Origin of the sequence: Streptomyces sp. NPDC051214 (genome assembly GCF_040682375.1) — a bacterium.
In the GTDB taxonomy this organism is placed as follows: Bacteria; Actinomycetota; Actinomycetes; order Streptomycetales; family Streptomycetaceae; genus Streptomyces.
Genome location: NZ_JBFBAT010000006.1, coordinates 464,817 through 480,969, shown reverse-complemented (window position 1 = coordinate 480,969; position 16,153 = coordinate 464,817). Strand labels below are relative to the sequence as shown.

15 protein-coding genes and 1 riboswitch are annotated in these 16,153 nt (G+C 71.9%); of the genes, 3 read left to right on the top strand and 12 right to left on the bottom strand.

Features of this window, described 5'->3' with window-relative positions; genetic code table 11:
* Positions 1 to 211 precede the first annotated feature (211 nt).
* On the top strand, positions 212 to 2,083 hold the full coding sequence (locus AB0M70_RS18840; RefSeq protein ID WP_365821069.1) for an AAA family ATPase: 1,872 nt from the start codon (positions 212 to 214) through the stop codon (positions 2,081 to 2,083).
* A gap of 18 nt (positions 2,084 to 2,101) precedes the next feature.
* On the opposite strand, the gene AB0M70_RS18835 is transcribed toward AB0M70_RS18840, so the two are convergent.
* From AB0M70_RS18835 to AB0M70_RS18785, 11 genes are all read right to left on the bottom strand, one after another.
* The gene (locus AB0M70_RS18835) at positions 2,102 to 3,190 is read right to left on the bottom strand and encodes a hemolysin family protein (protein WP_365821068.1); all 1,089 of its coding nucleotides are present in this window, start codon (positions 3,188 to 3,190) and stop codon (positions 2,102 to 2,104) included.
* The gene (locus tag AB0M70_RS18830) at positions 3,187 to 4,539 is read right to left on the bottom strand and encodes a hemolysin family protein (protein ID WP_365821067.1); all 1,353 of its coding nucleotides are present in this window, start codon (positions 4,537 to 4,539) and stop codon (positions 3,187 to 3,189) included. The genes AB0M70_RS18835 and AB0M70_RS18830 overlap by 4 nt, the downstream gene beginning before the upstream one ends.
* Positions 4,540 to 4,737: 198 nt before the next feature.
* Positions 4,738 to 5,184: a PH domain-containing protein gene (locus AB0M70_RS18825; protein ID WP_365821066.1), complete on the bottom strand. Its 447-nt coding sequence runs from the start codon at positions 5,182 to 5,184 to the stop codon at positions 4,738 to 4,740.
* A 21-nt stretch (positions 5,185 to 5,205) separates the two neighbouring features.
* Positions 5,206 to 6,054, bottom strand: a complete 849-nt coding sequence (gene hisG, locus AB0M70_RS18820) for an ATP phosphoribosyltransferase (RefSeq protein ID WP_365821065.1) — start codon at positions 6,052 to 6,054, stop codon at positions 5,206 to 5,208.
* Positions 6,055 to 6,106: 52 nt separating this feature from the next.
* Complete coding sequence (locus tag AB0M70_RS18815; RefSeq protein ID WP_055564821.1) at positions 6,107 to 6,379, bottom strand: phosphoribosyl-ATP diphosphatase; 273 nt, start codon at positions 6,377 to 6,379, stop codon at positions 6,107 to 6,109.
* A 35-nt stretch (positions 6,380 to 6,414) separates the two neighbouring features.
* Complete coding sequence (gene ribH, locus AB0M70_RS18810) at positions 6,415 to 6,900, bottom strand: 6,7-dimethyl-8-ribityllumazine synthase (RefSeq protein WP_363211056.1); 486 nt, start codon at positions 6,898 to 6,900, stop codon at positions 6,415 to 6,417.
* Between the two features lie 46 nt (positions 6,901 to 6,946).
* Positions 6,947 to 8,245 carry a bifunctional 3,4-dihydroxy-2-butanone-4-phosphate synthase/GTP cyclohydrolase II gene (locus tag AB0M70_RS18805; protein WP_365821064.1) on the bottom strand — a complete coding sequence of 433 codons (1,299 nt, stop codon included), beginning with the start codon at positions 8,243 to 8,245 and terminating at the stop codon, positions 6,947 to 6,949.
* Positions 8,242 to 8,838, bottom strand: coding sequence for a nicotinamide mononucleotide transporter family protein (locus tag AB0M70_RS18800; protein WP_365821150.1), 597 nt, complete (start codon positions 8,836 to 8,838; stop codon positions 8,242 to 8,244). The genes AB0M70_RS18805 and AB0M70_RS18800 overlap by 4 nt, the downstream gene beginning before the upstream one ends.
* A gap of 56 nt (positions 8,839 to 8,894) precedes the next feature.
* Entirely contained in the window at positions 8,895 to 9,536 is a 642-nt protein-coding gene (locus AB0M70_RS18795; RefSeq protein WP_365821063.1) for a riboflavin synthase, read from the bottom strand.
* 1 nt (position 9,537) lies between these two features.
* Positions 9,538 to 10,593 (bottom strand): bifunctional diaminohydroxyphosphoribosylaminopyrimidine deaminase/5-amino-6-(5-phosphoribosylamino)uracil reductase RibD, encoded by a 1,056-nt coding sequence (ribD, locus tag AB0M70_RS18790; RefSeq protein ID WP_365821149.1) that lies wholly within the window; start codon positions 10,591 to 10,593, stop codon positions 9,538 to 9,540.
* A 218-nt stretch (positions 10,594 to 10,811) separates the two neighbouring features.
* A riboswitch (FMN riboswitch) is annotated at positions 10,812 to 10,942 on the bottom strand.
* A 122-nt stretch (positions 10,943 to 11,064) separates the two neighbouring features.
* Positions 11,065 to 12,228: an ROK family transcriptional regulator gene (locus tag AB0M70_RS18785; protein WP_365821062.1), complete on the bottom strand. Its 1,164-nt coding sequence runs from the start codon at positions 12,226 to 12,228 to the stop codon at positions 11,065 to 11,067.
* Between the two features lie 97 nt (positions 12,229 to 12,325).
* On the opposite strand from AB0M70_RS18785, the gene AB0M70_RS18780 reads away from it, so the two are divergent.
* Together AB0M70_RS18780 and AB0M70_RS18775 are read left to right on the top strand one after the other, a co-directional pair.
* The gene (locus tag AB0M70_RS18780; protein ID WP_365821061.1) at positions 12,326 to 13,531 is read left to right on the top strand and encodes an MFS transporter; all 1,206 of its coding nucleotides are present in this window, start codon (positions 12,326 to 12,328) and stop codon (positions 13,529 to 13,531) included.
* Positions 13,532 to 13,608: 77 nt separating this feature from the next.
* On the top strand, positions 13,609 to 15,039 hold the full coding sequence (locus tag AB0M70_RS18775; protein WP_365821060.1) for a solute carrier family 23 protein: 1,431 nt from the start codon (positions 13,609 to 13,611) through the stop codon (positions 15,037 to 15,039).
* On the opposite strand, the gene AB0M70_RS18770 is transcribed toward AB0M70_RS18775, so the two are convergent.
* On the bottom strand, positions 15,018 to 16,139 hold the full coding sequence (locus tag AB0M70_RS18770) for a glycoside hydrolase family 6 protein (RefSeq protein WP_365821148.1): 1,122 nt from the start codon (positions 16,137 to 16,139) through the stop codon (positions 15,018 to 15,020). The genes AB0M70_RS18775 and AB0M70_RS18770 overlap by 22 nt on opposite strands.
* Between the last annotated feature and the right edge of the window lie 14 nt (positions 16,140 to 16,153).

The window sequence follows — 16,153 nt, the reverse complement described above, 5'->3', positions numbered from 1 at the left end:
GAAGAGGCCTCCCCACTCCTGCCTGATCCCGCACTGCGGCACCCTACGGCCGAGTGCTCCCCCGCAGGTACGATGCCTTTCGGTGCGACTTACGGACGGCTGCTCTGCGCGCCGGTTCAACGTCCGTCCGCAGCACGGCGGTTCAGCGAAGTTTGCCGACGGGCACCGGTCCGGCGGTACACAAACGGGGGCACGGTTTGTGGGGGACGTGATGGACTTCGACGCGGTGGGCTCACCCGCCCCGGCCGACCTCGCCTGGCTGAGGGGCGTCGACGCCTACACGATGGGCGCCTATCCGCAGGCGGAGGAGGAGTTCCGCGCGGCGGTGCGGATGGATCCGGGGATGGCCGACGGCTGGCTCGGACTGCACGCGCTGCGCATCGACACGACGACGGCACTGCTGCGAATGTTCCAGCACAGGGACAGGTTCGGGGAACAGCGCACCCGGCACGGGCGCACGCTCAACTCCTGGTACTGGCTGGGCTGGTGGGTGCAGCCCGTCCTGGAGTCCACGCGTGACCTGCTGCTCGCGCACGCCTCGCACTGGCTCGACGGACGGCATGTCCCGGAGCTCGACCGGGCGTTGGCCGGCCTGCCGCCGGTCGACGCCGATCCGCAGGTGCGCTTCCTGCACGCCTGCCGCTCCTATCTGGTCAAGGACTGGGAGCAGTTGGTCCGGCACACGGACTCGCTGATCGACGACGCGATGCTGGGCATCGAGGCCGGCCTCTTCGGAGGCATGGCCCGCGTACGCCTCGAGATGTACGGCCAGGCCGAGCCGCTGCTCTCCGCGGCCCTGATGCGGTGCCGCAGCGAGCAGCCGCAGCGCAAGGAGCTTCGCTACTGGCTGGCCCGCGCGCACGAGGGCACCGGACGCTCGGCGGCGGCCCTGCCGCTCTACCGCGCGGTGCACCGCGTCGACCCCTCCTTCATGGACACCTCCGCGCGGCTGGCGGCGATCTCCGAGGGCGACGGGTACGACGAGGTCACCGACCTGGCGGCGATCGCCCTGACCGGCTTCGGGCAGGACGTGATGGACGGCCCCGACGGCATCGATCCGCTCTTCGGCCCGGAAGGCCGCGACCTGAAGGTCACCGAGGCCGACCTGCCGCCCACCGGCGGCCCCGCCGAGACCGACTCGGTGCGCGAGAAGGCCGTGATCCCCATTCAGCCGGGGCTGCCGCAGCTGCCGCCAGGACCCACCGACCCCGCCCTTCTGGAGGCCGCGCTCGCCGAGCTGGAGGGGATGGTCGGCCTCGAACCGGTCAAGCGGCAGGTCAAGGCGCTCTCCGCGCAGCTGAACATGGCGCGCCTGCGGGCCGCGCAGGGACTTCCCGTGCAGCCGCCGAAACGACACTTCGTCTTCTCAGGACCCTCGGGCACCGGCAAGACCACCGTGGCCCGCATCCTCGGGCGGGCGTTCTACGCCCTCGGCCTGCTCGGCGGCGACCACCTCGTGGAGGCGCAGCGCGCGGACCTGGTCGGCGAGTATCTGGGCCAGACCGCGGTGAAGGCCAACGAACTGATCGACTCGGCGATCGGCGGCGTCCTCTTCGTGGACGAGGCCTACTCCCTGTCCAACTCGGGCTACGGCAAGGGCGACGCGTACGGCGACGAGGCCCTCCAGGTCCTGCTCAAGCGCGCCGAGGACAACCGCGACCATCTCGTCGTCATCCTCGCGGGCTACCCCGAGGGCATGGACCGCCTCCTGGCCGCCAACCCAGGGCTCTCCTCCCGCTTCACGACCCGCGTGGACTTTCCCTCGTACCGCCCCCTGGAGCTCACCTCCATCGGTGAGGTCCTGGCCGCCGACAACGGCGACGTCTGGGACGAGGAGGCGCTGGAGGAGCTGCGCTCCATCAGCGGGCACGTGGTCGACCAGTCGTGGATCGACGAACTGGGCAACGGCCGCTTCCTGCGCACGCTCTACGAGAAGAGCTGCGCCTACCGCGACCTGCGGCTCTCCGGCTATCCCGGCGAGCCGAGCCGCGACGATCTGTCGACCCTGCGGCTGCCCGACCTGATGCAGGCGTACGGCGAGGTGCTTTCGGGGCGGGGGCCGCAGGACCCGCCGAGGGTCTGAGGCCCCCGCCCCGCACGCTCACACCAGGGCGCCGTCCCGCGACTCCTGCGAGGTCTCCCGGGGCCTGCGCGGCACGGTGACCCGGTGCGCCGGGTCACGGACCTCGCCGACCAGGAGTTCCAGCACGTCCTCCAGGGCGACCAGGCCGAGCACCTTGCCCGACGCGTCGGCGACCTGCGCCAGGTGCGTCGCGGCCCGGCGCATCACGGTCAGGGCGTCGTCCAGGGGAAGTTCGGCGCGCAGCGTCGTCATCGGGCGCCAGACCTGCTGCGGCACCGCGCGGTCCGTCTCGGCGCCGTCGGTGAGGTCGAGTACGTCCTTCACGTGCAGGTAGCCCATGAAGGCGCCGTTCTCCGCGCAGACCGGGAAGCGGGAGTAGCCGGTGCGCCCGGTGAGTTCGATGACCTGCGCCGGGGTGACCCCCGCGCCCACGGTCACCAGCGACGCCCGGTCGAGCAGCACGTCCGTCACCGGGCGCGAGCCCAGCTCAAGGGCGTCCTCCAGGCGCTCCTGCTCCTCGGGTTCGAGCAGTCCCGCCTGGCCCGAGTCACCGACGAGGCGGTTGAGCTGCTCACTGGTGAAGACGGCCTCGACCTCGTCCTTGGGCTCGACCCCGAAGAGCTTGAGCACGACGCGCGCGCACGCCCCGAGCGCCACCGTGACCGGACGGCAGAGGCGGGCGAAGGCGACGAGGCCGGGGCTGAACCAGAGCGCGGTCTTCTCCGGGGCGGCCATCGCGAGGTTCTTGGGGACCATCTCGCCGACGACGAGGTGCAGGAAGACCACCACGGCGAGCGCGATGGCGTACCCGAGCGGATGGATCGCCCCTTCGGGGATGTGCGCCGCCTCGAAGACGGGTTCCAGGAGGTGCGCCACGGTGGGCTCGGCGACCGCGCCGAGCGTCAACGAGCACACGGTGATGCCGAACTGGGCGGCCGCCATCATCTGCGGCAGGTTCTCCAGGCCGTGGAGGACCTGGCGCGCCCGCTTCGTGCCGAGGGGCTCGATCTGGCTGCGGCGCACGGAGACGAGCGCGAACTCGGCCCCGACGAAGAAGCCGTTGGCGAGGACGAGGAGGAGGGCGAACAGGAGTTGGAGCACGCTCATCGGGCGGCCTCCGCCACGCTCAGGGTTTTCGCTGTCTCCGCTGCCTCCGGGATCCGTACGAGCCGGACCCGCTCGGCGCGGTAGTGGTCGACCTGGCGCACGGCGAGCCGCCAGCCCGGGAGTTCCGCGCGGTCGCCGGGGGCGGGGATGCGGCCGAGCAGGTCGGCGACGAGCCCCGCCACGGTCTCGTACGGCCCCTCGGGGACGTCGAGTCCTATCCGCTGGAGCGTGTCGACGCGGCAGCTGCCGTCGGCCTCCCACGCTGGGCGGCCGTCCTCGGACGGGGCCGCCGCGATCTCCGGCAGGTCGAGCAGGTCGTGCTCGTCGCGGACCTCGCCGACGAGCTCCTCGACGATGTCCTCCAGGGTGACCACGCCCGCCGTGCCGCCGTACTCGTCGACGACGACGGCGATCGGCTGCTGGCTGCGCAGCCGCTCCAGGAGCTGCTGCACGGGCAGCGTCTCCGGGACCAGGACAGGCGCCTGCGCGATGCGGCCGACGGGTGCCCGCAGGCGCTCGTGGGCCGGGACCGCGAGGGCGTCCTTGAGGTGCACCATGCCCACGATCTCGTCGATCCGCTCGCGGTACACGGGAAAGCGGGAGAGCCCGGTGGCCCGGGTCAGGTTCACCACGTCCTCGGCGGTGGCCGACGTCTGCAGCGCGCTGACCTTCACGCGTGGGGTCATGACGTGCTGCGCGGTCAGCTCGCCCAGGGAGAGCGTGCGCACGAACAGATCCGCCGTGTCCTGTTCGAGGGTGCCGGCCTGCGCCGAGTGCCGGGCGAGCGAGACCAGCTCACCGGGGGTGCGGGCCGAGGCGAGCTCGTCGGCCGGCTCGACGCCGAAGAGGCGTACGAGCCGGTTGGCCGTGGCGTTCAGGAGGGAGATCACGGGCCTGAAGGCACGCGCGAACACGTGCTGCGGGCCCGCGACGAACCGTGCGACCTGGAGCGGCTTGGACACCGCCCAGTTCTTCGGGACGAGCTCGCCGATCACCATCTGCACGCCCGACGCCAGGAGCATGCCGACGACCACGGAGACGCCCGGTACGGCGCCTTCGGGGAGGCCGGTCGCCGTGAAGGGCCCCGCGAGCAGATGCGCGAGGGCCGGTTCGGCGAGCATGCCGACCACGAGCGAGGTGATGGTGATGCCGAGCTGGGTGCCGGAGAGCTGAAAGGACAGCTCCTTGAGTGCGTCGACGACCGTACGGGCCCGTCGGTCACCGTCGGCTGCGGCCTTCTCGGCGTCCGGGCGCTCCACGGTGACGAGCCCGAACTCGGCGGCCACGAAGAAGCCGTTGGCGAGAATCAGCAGGAATGCCGCCCCGAGAAGCAGCAGGGAGGTGGTCATGCCGCCGCCTCCCTGGTGTGTCCAGTCCCGGTATGTCGGGAGGGGGCGGCGCATGTACTACAGGACGAACCGTCCATCGCCGGAGGGAGTCACTCCTCGGGTAGCAGGAGCCCCTGTGGACCGGGCGGGCCCGACAGGGGCGGGGCGGCACACCATGCGTGCCCCGCCACCAGATTAATCAAGACCCGGCCCCAAGCGTCAGCCCTGCGGGCTGCGGGCGTCGGCGAGGGCGCGCAGCGCGCGGGCGTCGTCGATGGCCCGCTGCTTGGCGATGCCCGGCTGGATTCCCAGGGCGGGGAGGCTGGTGCCGTCGCTGAGGTCGAGGAACACCCACGGGTCGCCGGGGCGCAGGTTGACCCGGACGATCTCGGCCCAGGCAAGGCGCCTGCTCGTGGCGATGTTGACGACGGTCACGCCGGAGTCGTCCGCGACGACCTTGGGCCTGCTCAGGAGCATCAGGACACCGAAGAGCAGCACACCGGTGAAGATGAAGCTGAGCCGCTCCCCCGGGCTGAGACTCGGGATGAGCAGGGAGATCACCGTGAGGACCACCAGGATGGCGGCGCCCGCGGTGAGCAGGACGGCCCGGGTCCGGCCGGGCCGGAAGGTCACGGGCAGGGCGGGCAGGGCGGGGTGCTCGGACATGAGGCGGGTTCTCCTGCCCGATCAGAGGCGGCAGGCGTGGATGGCCGTGGTCAGGATGGCCCGCGCCCCGATGGCGTACAGGTCGTCCATGATCCGCTGCGCCTCCTTGGCCGGGACCATGGAGCGGACGGCGACCCAGCCCTCGTTGTGCAGGGGCGAGATCGTCGGCGACTCGAGGCCCGGGGTGAGGGCGACGGCCTGCTCCAGGTGCTCGGCACGGCAGTCGTAGTCCATCATCACGTACGACCGGGCGACCAGGACGCCCTGCAGGCGGCGCAGGAACTGCTGCACCTTGGGCTCTTCGGTGTCGGCGCCGGTGCGCCGGATGACGACCGCCTCGGACTTCATGATCGGCTCGCCGAACACCTCGAGGCCCGCGTTGCGCAGCGAGGTGCCGGTCTCCACGACGTCCGCGATGACCTGGGCGACGCCCAGCTCGATGGCGGTCTCGACGGCGCCGTCCAGGTGGACGACGGAGGCGTCGATGCCGCTGTCCGCGAGGTGCTTGGCGACGATGCCCTCGTACGAGGTGGCGACCGTCTTGCCCGCGAGGTCCGCGAGGGTGTTCGCGGTGCCCGGCTTGGCGGCGAAGCGGAAGGTGGAGCGGGCGAAGCCGAGCGGCAGGATCGTCTCGGCGTTCGCGCCCGAGTCGACGAGGAGGTCTTGCCCGGTGATGCCGATGTCGAGCTTGCCGGCCGAGACATAGATCGCGATGTCCTTGGGCCGGAGGTAGAAGAACTCGACCTCGTTGTCCGGGTCGACCAGGACGAGTTCCTTGGACTCCTTGCGCTGCTGGTATCCGGCCTCATGGAGCATCGCCGACGCAGGTCCGGACAGTGAACCCTTGTTGGGGACGGCGATGCGCAGCATGAGGTCGGATTCCTTTGCGTGACGGGAGAGTGGGGCGGAGTGGGTGTACGGCTCAGAGGTGGGCGTACACGTCGTCGAGGGAGATGCCGCGGGCGACCATCATCACCTGCACGTGGTAGAGGAGCTGGGAGATCTCCTCGGCCGCGGCTTCCTTGCCCTCGTGCTCGGCGGCCATCCAGACTTCGGCGGCCTCCTCGACGACCTTCTTGCCGATGGCATGGACGCCCTTGTCGACCAGCTCGGCGGTGCGCGACGTGGCGGGGTCGCCGTTGGCGGCCTTGTGCTGGAGCTCGGTGAAGAGCTCCTCGAAAGTCTTCTTGGACATGATGTCGCTTACTTTACGCGGCTCCCCGGCCCCGCTCACCGCCAGGGTTCGGAGATCGTACGCAGCGTGGTCGCGGTGGCGACGGCCGCGGTGACCGCTTCGTGGCCCTTGTCCTCGCGGGAGCCCTCGATGCCCGCCCGGTCCAGGGCCTGCTCCTCGGTGTCGCAGGTGAGGACGCCGAAGCCGATGGGCACGCCGGTGTCCACCGTGACCTGGGTCAGGCCCTGGGTGACGCCCTGGCACACGTACTCGAAGTGCGGGGTCCCGCCGCGGATGACGACGCCGAGCGCCACGATCGCGTCGTAGCCACGGCCTGCCAGGACCTTGGCGACGACCGGCAGTTCGAAGCTGCCGGGTACGCGCAGGACGGTCGGCTCGCTGATGCCGAGCTCGTGCAGGGCGCGCAGGGCGCCGTCGACGAGGCCGTCCATGACCTTCTCGTGCCACTGGGCGGCGATCACCGCGACCCGCAGGTCTCCGCAGTTCTTCACGCTCAGTTCGGGTGCACCCTTGCCACTCACGCGCTTCTCCTGGTTCTCGTATGCCGTACTTCTCGTGTGCCGGTACTTACTGATTGCCGCAGGCGGACACCTCGGGGGCGTCCAGCCAGGGCAGGTCGTGCCCCATGCGGTCCCGCTTGGTGCGCAGGTACCGGAGGTTGTGCTCGCCCGCCGTGACCGCCATGGGCTCGCGTCCGGTGACCTTCAGGCCGTGCCGGATCACCGCGTCGGTCTTGTCGGGGTTGTTCGTCATCAGGCGCACGCTGCGGACGCCGAGGTCGTCCAGGATGCGCGCCCCCGCTCCGTAGTCCCGGGCGTCGGCGGGCAGGCCGAGTTCCAGGTTGGCGTCCAGGGTGTCGCTGCCGCGCTCCTGGAGCTCGTAGGCGCGCAGCTTGGAGAGCAGACCGATGCCGCGCCCCTCGTGGCCGCGGAGGTAGACCACGATGCCGCGTCCCTCGTCCGTGATGCGCCGCATCGACGCCTCGAGCTGAGGGCCGCAGTCGCAGCGAAGGGAGTGGAAGACGTCGCCGGTCAGGCACTCGGAGTGCAGGCGGACCAGGACGTCGTCGCCCTCGCCGACCTCGCCGTGGACGAGGGCGACGTGCTCGACGCCGTCGACGGTGGAGCGGTAGCCGTACGCCGTGAACTCGCCGAAGGCGGTGGGCAGGCGGACCTCGGCCTCGCGGCGGACGGTCGGCTCGGAGCTGCCGCGGTAGGCGATCAGGTCCTCGATGGAGATGATCGTCAGGCCGTGCTTGCGGGCGAACGGGATCAGCTCGGGCAGGCGGAGCATCGTGCCGTCCTCGCCCGCGATCTCGACGATCGCGCCGGCCGGGCGCAGGCCCGCCAGGCGCGCCAGGTCGACCGCGGCCTCGGTGTGGCCGTTGCGGACCAGGACACCGCCGGACTTGGCGCGCAGCGGGAAGATGTGTCCCGGGCGCACGAAGTCGGAGGGCTCGTACGTGCCCGCGGCGAGCATCTGGAGCGTGGTGGCGCGGTCGGCGGCCGAGATTCCGGTGGTGACGCCGTGCGCGCCGCTCGCGTCGACGGAGACGGTGAAGGCCGTCCGCATCGACTCGGTGTTGTTCTCGACCATCTGCGGGAGCTGAAGGCGGTCCAGCTCCTCGCCCTCCATGGGCGCGCAGATCAGGCCGCGGCACTCGCTCATCATGAAGGCGATGATCTCGGGCGTGGCCTTCTCGGCCGCGATGACGAGGTCGCCCTCGTTCTCCCGGTCCTCGTCGTCGACGACCACGACGGGCCGCCCGGCGGCGATGTCCCGGATGGCCGCCTCGACGGGGTCGAGGGCCAGGTCGGAGGCGTCTTCTTCGTGTCCCGTGCTGTACCAAACAGGTGCCGCGCTCATGCCGGGGCTCCTTCCATGTCGGGCTGCGGGGCCTGCGAGGACGCAGTGCGCGACCGCAGCCACCAGTCGCGCATGCCCCACAGGACGAGCGCGAGATAGATGACGTACACGAGGCCGGAGAAGGCCAGACCACTGCTGAAGGCGAGGGGGACCCCGACCACGTCGACCAGGAGCCAGGCGAACCAGAACTCGACCAGACCGCGGGCCTGGGCGACCATCGCGGCGAGGGTGCCGACGAAGATGTAGGCGTCGGGCCAGGGGTTCCAGGACAGGTCGGGCACCGCGGAGAACAGGGCGCCGACCGCCAGGGTGCCGACGGCGGTGCCGCCGAGCAGGACCCCGCGCTCCTTCCAGGTGGCGAACCGGACGGCGATGGAGCCGTCCTGCGCCTGCTGCTTGCCGTTGTTCCACAGCCGCCAGCCCCACAGGGCGACGCCGATGACGAGGAGCTGCTTGCCGACGCCGCCGGAGAGCTGCGCGGAGGCGTAGGCGCCGACGAGGATGAGGCCGGAGAGGAACTGGGCGGGCCAGGTCCATATGGAGCGCCGCCAGCCGAGGGCGAGGGCGATCAGGCCGATGGTGTTGCCCACCATGTCGGACCAGATCACGTGCTGCCCGAAGGCCGTGAAGGCTTCGGAGTTGAGCCAGTTCACTTCGTGGCCTCCTGAGCGGGAGCGGGAGCGGCGGCGGCTGCGGCACCGACGCGGTCGCCGAGCATGCGCTCGACGTACTTCGCGATGACGTCCACCTCGAGGTTGACCGGGTCGCCGGGCTGCTTGATGCCGAGCGTGGTCAGGGCGAGGGTGGTGGGAATGAGGCTGATGGTGAAGTAGTCGGGCCCCGCGTCGACCACGGTCAGGCTGACGCCGTCGACGGTGATGGAGCCCTTCTCGACCACGTAGCGGGAGAGGTCCGCGGGGAGCGAGATCTTGACGATCTCCCAGTTCTCGGAGGGCTTGCGCTCGACGATCTCGCCGGTGCCGTCCACGTGTCCCTGCACGATGTGGCCGCCCAGGCGGTCGCCCACGGCGGTGGGCCGCTCCAGGTTGACCCGCGAGCCGGCCGCGAGCGCGCCGAGGCTGGAACGGTTCAGGGTCTCGGCCATCACGTCGGCGGTGAACTCGTCGCCCTCGTGTTCCACGACCGTCAGACAGACGCCGTTGACCGCGATGGAGTCGCCGTGCTTGGCGCCCTGGGTGACGACGGGGCCACGGACGCGGAAGCGGGACGCGTCGTCCAGGTTCTCGACGGCGGTGATCTCGCCCAGCTCTTCGACGATTCCGGTGAACACTTCAGTGCTCCTTCGCTACGAGGGTCGCGGTGACGCGCAGATCGGGGCCGATGCGGACGGTCTCGCTCACGTCGAGCCGCAACGCTTCGGTGATGGTCGTGATTCCGCCGCCGGTGAGGGCGGCGGGGCCCGCGCCGAGCAGGACGGGGGCGAGGTAGGCGATGACGCGGTCGACGGCGCCCGCGGCGACGAAGGCTCCGGCGAGCGTCGGCCCGCCTTCGAGGAGGACGGAACGCACCCCGCGCGTGTGCAGCTCGTCGAGGAGGGCGGGGATGTCCAACCCGCCGTCCGCGCGCGGCAGTCGTACGGTCTGAGCCGTGCCTTCGGCGCTCACGTTGTCGGCGACCGCGATGAGCGTGGGGGCCGCGTCGTCCAGGACGCGGGCGCCGGGTGTCACCGCGGTGCCGTTCGTGTCGACGACGACGCGCAGCGGCTGGACGGCGCCCTCGATGCCCCGCACGGCGAGGTGGGGGTCGTCGGCGCGCTGGGTGCCGGAGCCGACGACCACCGCGTCGCACTCGGCGCGCAGCCGGTGGACGTCGGCGCGGGCGTCGGTGGAGGTGATCCAGCGGCTGCTGCCGTCGGCGGCGGCGATGCGGCCGTCGAGCGTCGCCGCGTACTTCCAGGTGACGTGGGGGCGGCCCAGGCGTACGGAGGTGAGCCAGGCGGCGTTGCCCGCGGCGGCCTCGTCCTCCAGGAGGCCCGCCCGCACGTCGACCCCTGCGGTGCGCAGTCGCTGCGCGCCGCCGGTCGCGGTGGGGTTCGGGTCGCCGACGGCGTAGACGACGCGGGCGATGCCGGCGTCGATGAGCGCCTGGGCGCAGGGGCCGGTGCGTCCGGTGTGGTTGCAGGGTTCGAGGGTGACCAGGGCGGTGGCGCCGCGGGCCTGTTCGCCTGCCGCGCGCAGGGCGTGGATCTCGGCGTGCGGCCCGCCGGCGCGCTGGTGGTGGCCCTCGCCGACGATCGCTCCGGAGGCGTCGACGATCACGCATCCGACGACCGGATTGGGGCTGGTGGAGCCGAGCCCGAGGGCGGCGAGCGAGATGGCACGGCGCATGGCGACGAGCTCGTGCTCGTCCGCTGCTGTTGCGGGTGCGGTGGCCACCGGGTCCTCCTGCCTCATAGGGCACGGACTCCGGGGCCTGTCGATGACGACAGAATGTACGGACCGCGGCACCGGGGACGACGCCGGAAACGAGACCTCTCCCCGGGAAACCCGAAGAGACGGGTATCCCAAAAACAAGCCACTCGGCGACGTGCACGAATGCCCGCCCGCCGCGCACTGCCTCCCATCCGGACTTTCACCGTCGGTCCAGGAATTTCACCTGGTCAACCGACCGCTGGAGGCGGCCGGGTCGCGGACTATAACCGCCGGTTCGGAATTACACCGACCCCGGAGTGCGCTGCTTTTGGTACGAGGCCAGTGTGCCACGCCTGATCGACGCCCATACGGGCGAACCCCTGTGGCCTGGCTCACAGCAGCCTGTGACAGGCCTCTGACCGGCGGTGACGACCACGCCATCGGGTCTCAGCCGCCGGGTCCCGGTCCGAAAAGGTCGTCCTGGGCGGCGTCCCTGGCCGCAAGCAGCGCGCCCCGCAGCACCGCCGCGCCGCCGAGCGCGCTCGCCCGCACCTCGGTGCGCAGCGGTGACATGGCGGCGAGGCGCTCCGCCACCCGGGCGGCGAGCGCGTCACCGCCCGCGCGCCCGACCTCGCCGCCGAGGACGACGCAGCCGGGGTCGAGGATCGCGGCCATGGCGGCGGCGCCCACGGCGACACGGTCGGCGGCGGCGTCGAGGAAGGCCTCGGGGCCGGATTCCACGGCGCGGCGCACCATGTCCGCGGCGTCGCCCCCGGCCGCCATGCCGTGTTTCTCGCCGAGCTCGCGCAGGGCGGCGGCGCAGGCCAGTGAGTGGAAGCCGCCCTCGCACGCGGTGGCGGAGGGCAGTACGTGGGTGCCGGGCACCGGCAGGAAGCCGATCTCCCCGGTGCCGCCGGACGCCCCGCGGCGCAGGCTCCCGTCGAGCACGACGGCGGCGCCGACGCCTTCGCCGAGCCACAGGAGGACGAACGTGTCGCGGTCGTGGGCGGCGCCGTCGCGCTGTTCGGCGCGGGCGGCGAGGTTGGTCTCGTTCTCCACGAGCACGCGGGCCGGGAGCCGCTCCTGGAGGGCTCCGGCGAGGCGGCGGTGCCAGGCGGGCAGCGAGGTGGTGTCGCGCAGTTCGCCGGTGGCGGGGTCGATGAGGCCGGGGGCGCCGATCGCCACGGTGTGCAGCCGCTCGACGCCGCCGTCCCGCGCGGTGCGTTCCACGAGGTCGACGGCGCGTGCGACGGCGGGTTCGGTGCCGGTGTCGCCGCCGATGGGCGCGGAGGCCTCGGCGAGCACCGCGCCGAGCAGGTCGGTGACGACGACGGAGAGGCCGTCGGTGCGTACGTCGAGGGCCGCGAGATGCGCCCGGTCGGCGACGATCCCGTACAGGCGGGCATTGGGTCCCCTGCGCCGGGCACCCGCCTCCCCCACGACCGCGATCAGGCCGGAGCCCTGGAGGCGCTCGACGAGGTCGGCGACCGAGGGGCGGGAGAGGCCGGTGAGCTGCTTCAACTGGTTGGCCGTCAGCGGTCCTTCGCGCTGCAGGAGCCCCAGGGCGAGCCGGTCGTTGATGGCCCGGGCGGTGCTCGGTGATGCGGGCATGCCGGGGATCCTTCCATAAAGCCGCTATTTATCAGGCAGGGTTCCTGATAGTTTACGTCGCCGTAGCGGGCGGCACCTCGGGAGGGGCAGAGCATCGATGAGTGAAGTGACTTACGACGTACGTCAGTTGAAGCGGGCGCGGTACGCCGTGGCCGCCGTCTTCTGTGTGCACGGCGCCGTCACCGGCTCCTTCGCCACCCGCGTGCCCTGGATCCAGGAGCACGCCGGCCTCAGCGCCGGACTGCTCGGTCTCGCCCTCGCCTTCCCCGCGATCGGCGCCTCCGTGGCGATGCCGCTCGCGGGCTGGGTCAGCCATCGCTTCGGTGCGCGGACCGCGCTGCGCGGCCTGCTCGCCCTGTGGACGCTCTCCCTGATCCTGCCCTCGCTCGCGCCGAACCTGCTCACGCTGTGCCTCGCCCTGTTCGTGTACGGCGCGACGGCGGGCATGTCGGACGTGGCGATGAACGCCCTCGGCGTCGAGATCGAGGGCCGCATGAAGAAGTCGATCATGTCGGGGCTGCACGGCATGTGGAGCGTCGGCGCCCTCATCGGCTCCGCGGCCGGCACGGTCGCCGCCCATCTGGGCGCGGACGCCCGGCTGCACCACGCGCTCGCCGCTGCGGCGCTCACCGCGATCGGCCTGATCGCCTGCCAGGGCGTGCTCGACCTCCAGGCGGAGCCCGAGGACGTGGCGCCGCCGCGCTTCTCGCTGCCGCCCAAGTCGGCACTCCTGATCGGCGCGGTCGGCTTCTGCGCGGTGTTCGCGGAGGGGGCGAGCCTGGACTGGTCGGCGGTCTATCTGCGGGACGTCCTGGACAGCTCGGCGGGTGTCGCGGCGGCGTGCACCACCGGGTTCACGCTCACCATGGCCATCGCGCGGCTCGCGGGCGACGCGGTGGTGGACCGCTTCGGCGCGGTCCGCACGGTGCGGGTGGGCGGCGTGGTCGCGGCGCTCGGCGGTCTCCTCGTGGTGGTGGCGCCGCACCCGGCGGTCGCCATGTCCGGGTTCGCGCTGCTCGGGCTCGGCATCGCGGTCGTGGTGCCCCTCGCGTTCGCCGCGGCCGGACGCAGCGGACCGAACCCGAGCCAGGCCATCGCGGGCGTCGCCACCATCACCTACACCTCGGGCCTGATCGCCCCGTCCGCGATCGGCACGCTCGCCGACGCGACGAGCCTGGTCGTCTCCTTCGGCCTGGTGACCGTCCTCGCCTGCGGGCTCGCGGTGTTCGCGGGGGTGCTGCGCACGGACGGCCGCGAGGCCACTCCGGTGGCTCCGGCGGACGCGCCCGCCGGGAAACCGTGAACCTTACGCCGGATTAACATTGCGCTGACTCATTCGGGTCTTGACAAAGTCGGGCGCACAGAAGGCGGAACTGAACCATGGATCTCGGCGTGCGCTGGAGACTGCACGGCGACGGGCGCACCCCCGCGCCCGGAGCAGTCGTCCGTCCCGACGAGCGGCTCTCGTGGCCGCGCACCTTCGGGCTCGGCGCCCAGCACGTGGTCGCCATGTTCGGCGCGTCCTTCGTGGCGCCCGTCCTGATGGGCCTCGACCCGAACCTCGCGATCATGATGTCGGGCGTCGCGACGGTCATCTTCCTGCTCGCCACGCGCGGCCGGGTGCCCAGCTACCTGGGCTGTTCGCTCTCCTTCGTGGGCGTGGCCGCCGTCATCCGCGCGCAGGGCGGCTCCTCCGCGACCGTGACCGGCGCGGTCTTCGTGGTCGGCGCGGCGCTGTTCCTGGTGGGCCTCGCCGTCCAGAGGTTCGGGGCACGGATCATCCACGCCGCGATGCCGCCGATCGTCACCGGCGCCGTCGTCATGCTGATCGGCTTCAATCTGGCCCCGGTCACGGCGTCCACGTACTGGCCGCAGGACCAGTGGACGGCGCTCCTGGTGATGCTGTTCACCGGTTTGGCCGTGGTGTGCCTGCGCGGATTCTGGTCACGCGTCGCGATCTTCCTCGGGCTGATCTTCGGGTACGTCCTGTCCTGGGTCCTCGACCTGGTCTTCGGCAAGATCCACTCGGCGGACGGCTCGGGCAAGGTCGTCGACCACTGGCGCCTGGACCTCTCCGCCGTCGGCAACGCCGACTGGATCGGCCTGCCGACCTTCCACGCGCCGAGCTTCGAGTGGTCGGCGATCCTCGTCGCGCTGCCCGTCGTCATCGCGCTGGTCGCCGAGAACGCCGGGCACGTCAAGGCGGTCGGCGAGATGACCGGCGACTCCCTGGACGACAAGCTCGGCACCGCCATCTCCGCCGACGGCGCCGCCTCCATGCTCTCCACGGCGGTCGGCGGCCCGCCCAACACGACGTACTCCGAGAACATCGGCGTGATGGCCGCGACCCGCGTCTACTCCACGGCCGCGTACTGGGCCGCCGCGTGCTTCGCCCTGCTCTTCGGCCTCTGCCCCAAGTTCGGCGCGGTCGTGGCGGCCATCCCGGGCGGCGTCCTCGGCGGCATCACCGTCATCCTCTACGGCATGATCGGCCTGCTCGGCGCCCAGATCTGGATCAACGCCGGGGTGGACCTGCGCAATCCGCTGAACCTCGTCCCGGCCGCCGCGGGCATCATCATCGGCGTCGGCGGCGTCTCGCTGAAGATCACGGACAACTTCGAGCTGAGCGGCATCGCACTCGGCACCATCGTCGTGATCACCGGCTACCACGTCCTGCGTGCCTTCGCCCCGCCGCACCTCAAGTCGCAGGAGCCGCTGCTCGATTCGGGCACGTCCACGTACGACGCCACCGACCGGCATGCCGATGGGGACGAGAGCGGCGACGGCTCTCAGCCGCGCGCCAAGTCGTAGGCGTAGCCGGGCGTGAACGTCCCGGGCGCGCCCTTGCAGCCGTCGGACTCGCCCGGCAGTTTGACCCACAGATAGGCGTCGATGCGGGCCTGGCCGGTACGCAGGGTCGGGCTCGGCCCGAGCCCGCGGCCGTCCGGGTCGCACCACTCGCCGTCCGCCGGGGCGCCGTTTCCGTTGCGGCTCGTGTCGATGACGGCGCCGAGGCCCGCCGGACCGCCGAGCGCGGCCAGGACCTGGCGTGCGTACGCGGCCTCGGCGTCGGTGCGGTGGAAGTTCGAGACGTTGGTGAAGACGCCGTCGGACGACGCGGAGGACGCCGCGCCCGCCGCGCGCAGCCGCCCGGCCTGCTTGGCCGCGGCGTTCCAGCCGGAGTGCCCGGCGTCGTAATAGACCCTGGCCCTGGGGTTGGCGGCCTTCAGGGTGCGGCCCGCGCGGGCTAGTGAGGCATAGCGGGCGGTGCGCTCCCGCGCCGAGAGGCACTCGGAGAGCGCGATCGCGTCCGGTTCCAGGATGACGATGACCTCGCCGGAGCCGAGGCCCGCGGCGAACTTCCCGATCCACGCGTCGTACGCCGCGAGGTCCGGCGCACCGCCCTGTGACGCGCCCCCGCAGTCGCGGTCCGGTATCGCGTACGGCACGACGACGGGCACCCGGCTCCCGGCGTTCGACGTCACCGCGCGCACGCGGGAGGTGATGGTCCCGGGCGCGTAGTCCGCGAACCACACGGCGGCGGGGTGGGCGGCGATCCGCGACTCGATGAGCGGCCTGCGCGGGTCGCTCCGGTTGGCCCTGACCCACTCCAGGACCTGTGAATCGCCGTGGCGGTAGAGGGAAGCGGCCGGGGCGGTGGCGCGGTTCGTCTTCTTCGGGCGCTGCGTCGAGGGCTTCGGTCCCGGCTTCGGGGATGCGGAGGACTTCGTCGGCGAAGGCTTCGCCGAGGTCTTCGTGGCGGACGGCGTCGGCACCGCGGGCAGCGGTTCGAGCGTCGGCGACTTCGTCACCTTCGGGCGCGCCTGGTCCTTGCCGCCGCCCTCGTCCAGGGCGGACACCATGCCGGTGACGGTGCCCACGGCGGCCACGACCGAGGCCGCGGCGACCATGACGCCACGGCGGG

Excerpts from the sequence above, each read along its gene's own strand:
- AB0M70_RS18840 (WP_365821069.1), top strand. The coding sequence starts at position 212 with ATGGACTTCGACGCGGTGGGCTCACCCGCCCCGGCCGACCTCGCCTGG.
- AB0M70_RS18835 (WP_365821068.1), bottom strand. The coding sequence starts at position 3,190 with ATGAGCGTGCTCCAACTCCTGTTCGCCCTCCTCCTCGTCCTCGCCAAC.
- AB0M70_RS18830 (WP_365821067.1), bottom strand. The coding sequence starts at position 4,539 with ATGACCACCTCCCTGCTGCTTCTCGGGGCGGCATTCCTGCTGATTCTC.
- AB0M70_RS18825 (WP_365821066.1), bottom strand. The coding sequence starts at position 5,184 with ATGTCCGAGCACCCCGCCCTGCCCGCCCTGCCCGTGACCTTCCGGCCC.
- hisG (WP_365821065.1), bottom strand. The coding sequence starts at position 6,054 with ATGCTGCGCATCGCCGTCCCCAACAAGGGTTCACTGTCCGGACCTGCG.
- AB0M70_RS18815 (WP_055564821.1), bottom strand. The coding sequence starts at position 6,379 with ATGTCCAAGAAGACTTTCGAGGAGCTCTTCACCGAGCTCCAGCACAAG.
- AB0M70_RS18805 (WP_365821064.1), bottom strand. The coding sequence starts at position 8,245 with ATGAGCGCGGCACCTGTTTGGTACAGCACGGGACACGAAGAAGACGCC.
- AB0M70_RS18800 (WP_365821150.1), bottom strand. The coding sequence starts at position 8,838 with ATGGTGGGCAACACCATCGGCCTGATCGCCCTCGCCCTCGGCTGGCGG.
- ribD (WP_365821149.1), bottom strand. The coding sequence starts at position 10,593 with ATGCGCCGTGCCATCTCGCTCGCCGCCCTCGGGCTCGGCTCCACCAGC.
- AB0M70_RS18785 (WP_365821062.1), bottom strand. The coding sequence starts at position 12,228 with ATGCCCGCATCACCGAGCACCGCCCGGGCCATCAACGACCGGCTCGCC.
- AB0M70_RS18780 (WP_365821061.1), top strand. The coding sequence starts at position 12,326 with ATGAGTGAAGTGACTTACGACGTACGTCAGTTGAAGCGGGCGCGGTAC.
- AB0M70_RS18775 (WP_365821060.1), top strand. The coding sequence starts at position 13,609 with ATGGATCTCGGCGTGCGCTGGAGACTGCACGGCGACGGGCGCACCCCC.
- AB0M70_RS18770 (WP_365821148.1), bottom strand. The coding sequence starts at position 16,139 with ATGGTCGCCGCGGCCTCGGTCGTGGCCGCCGTGGGCACCGTCACCGGC.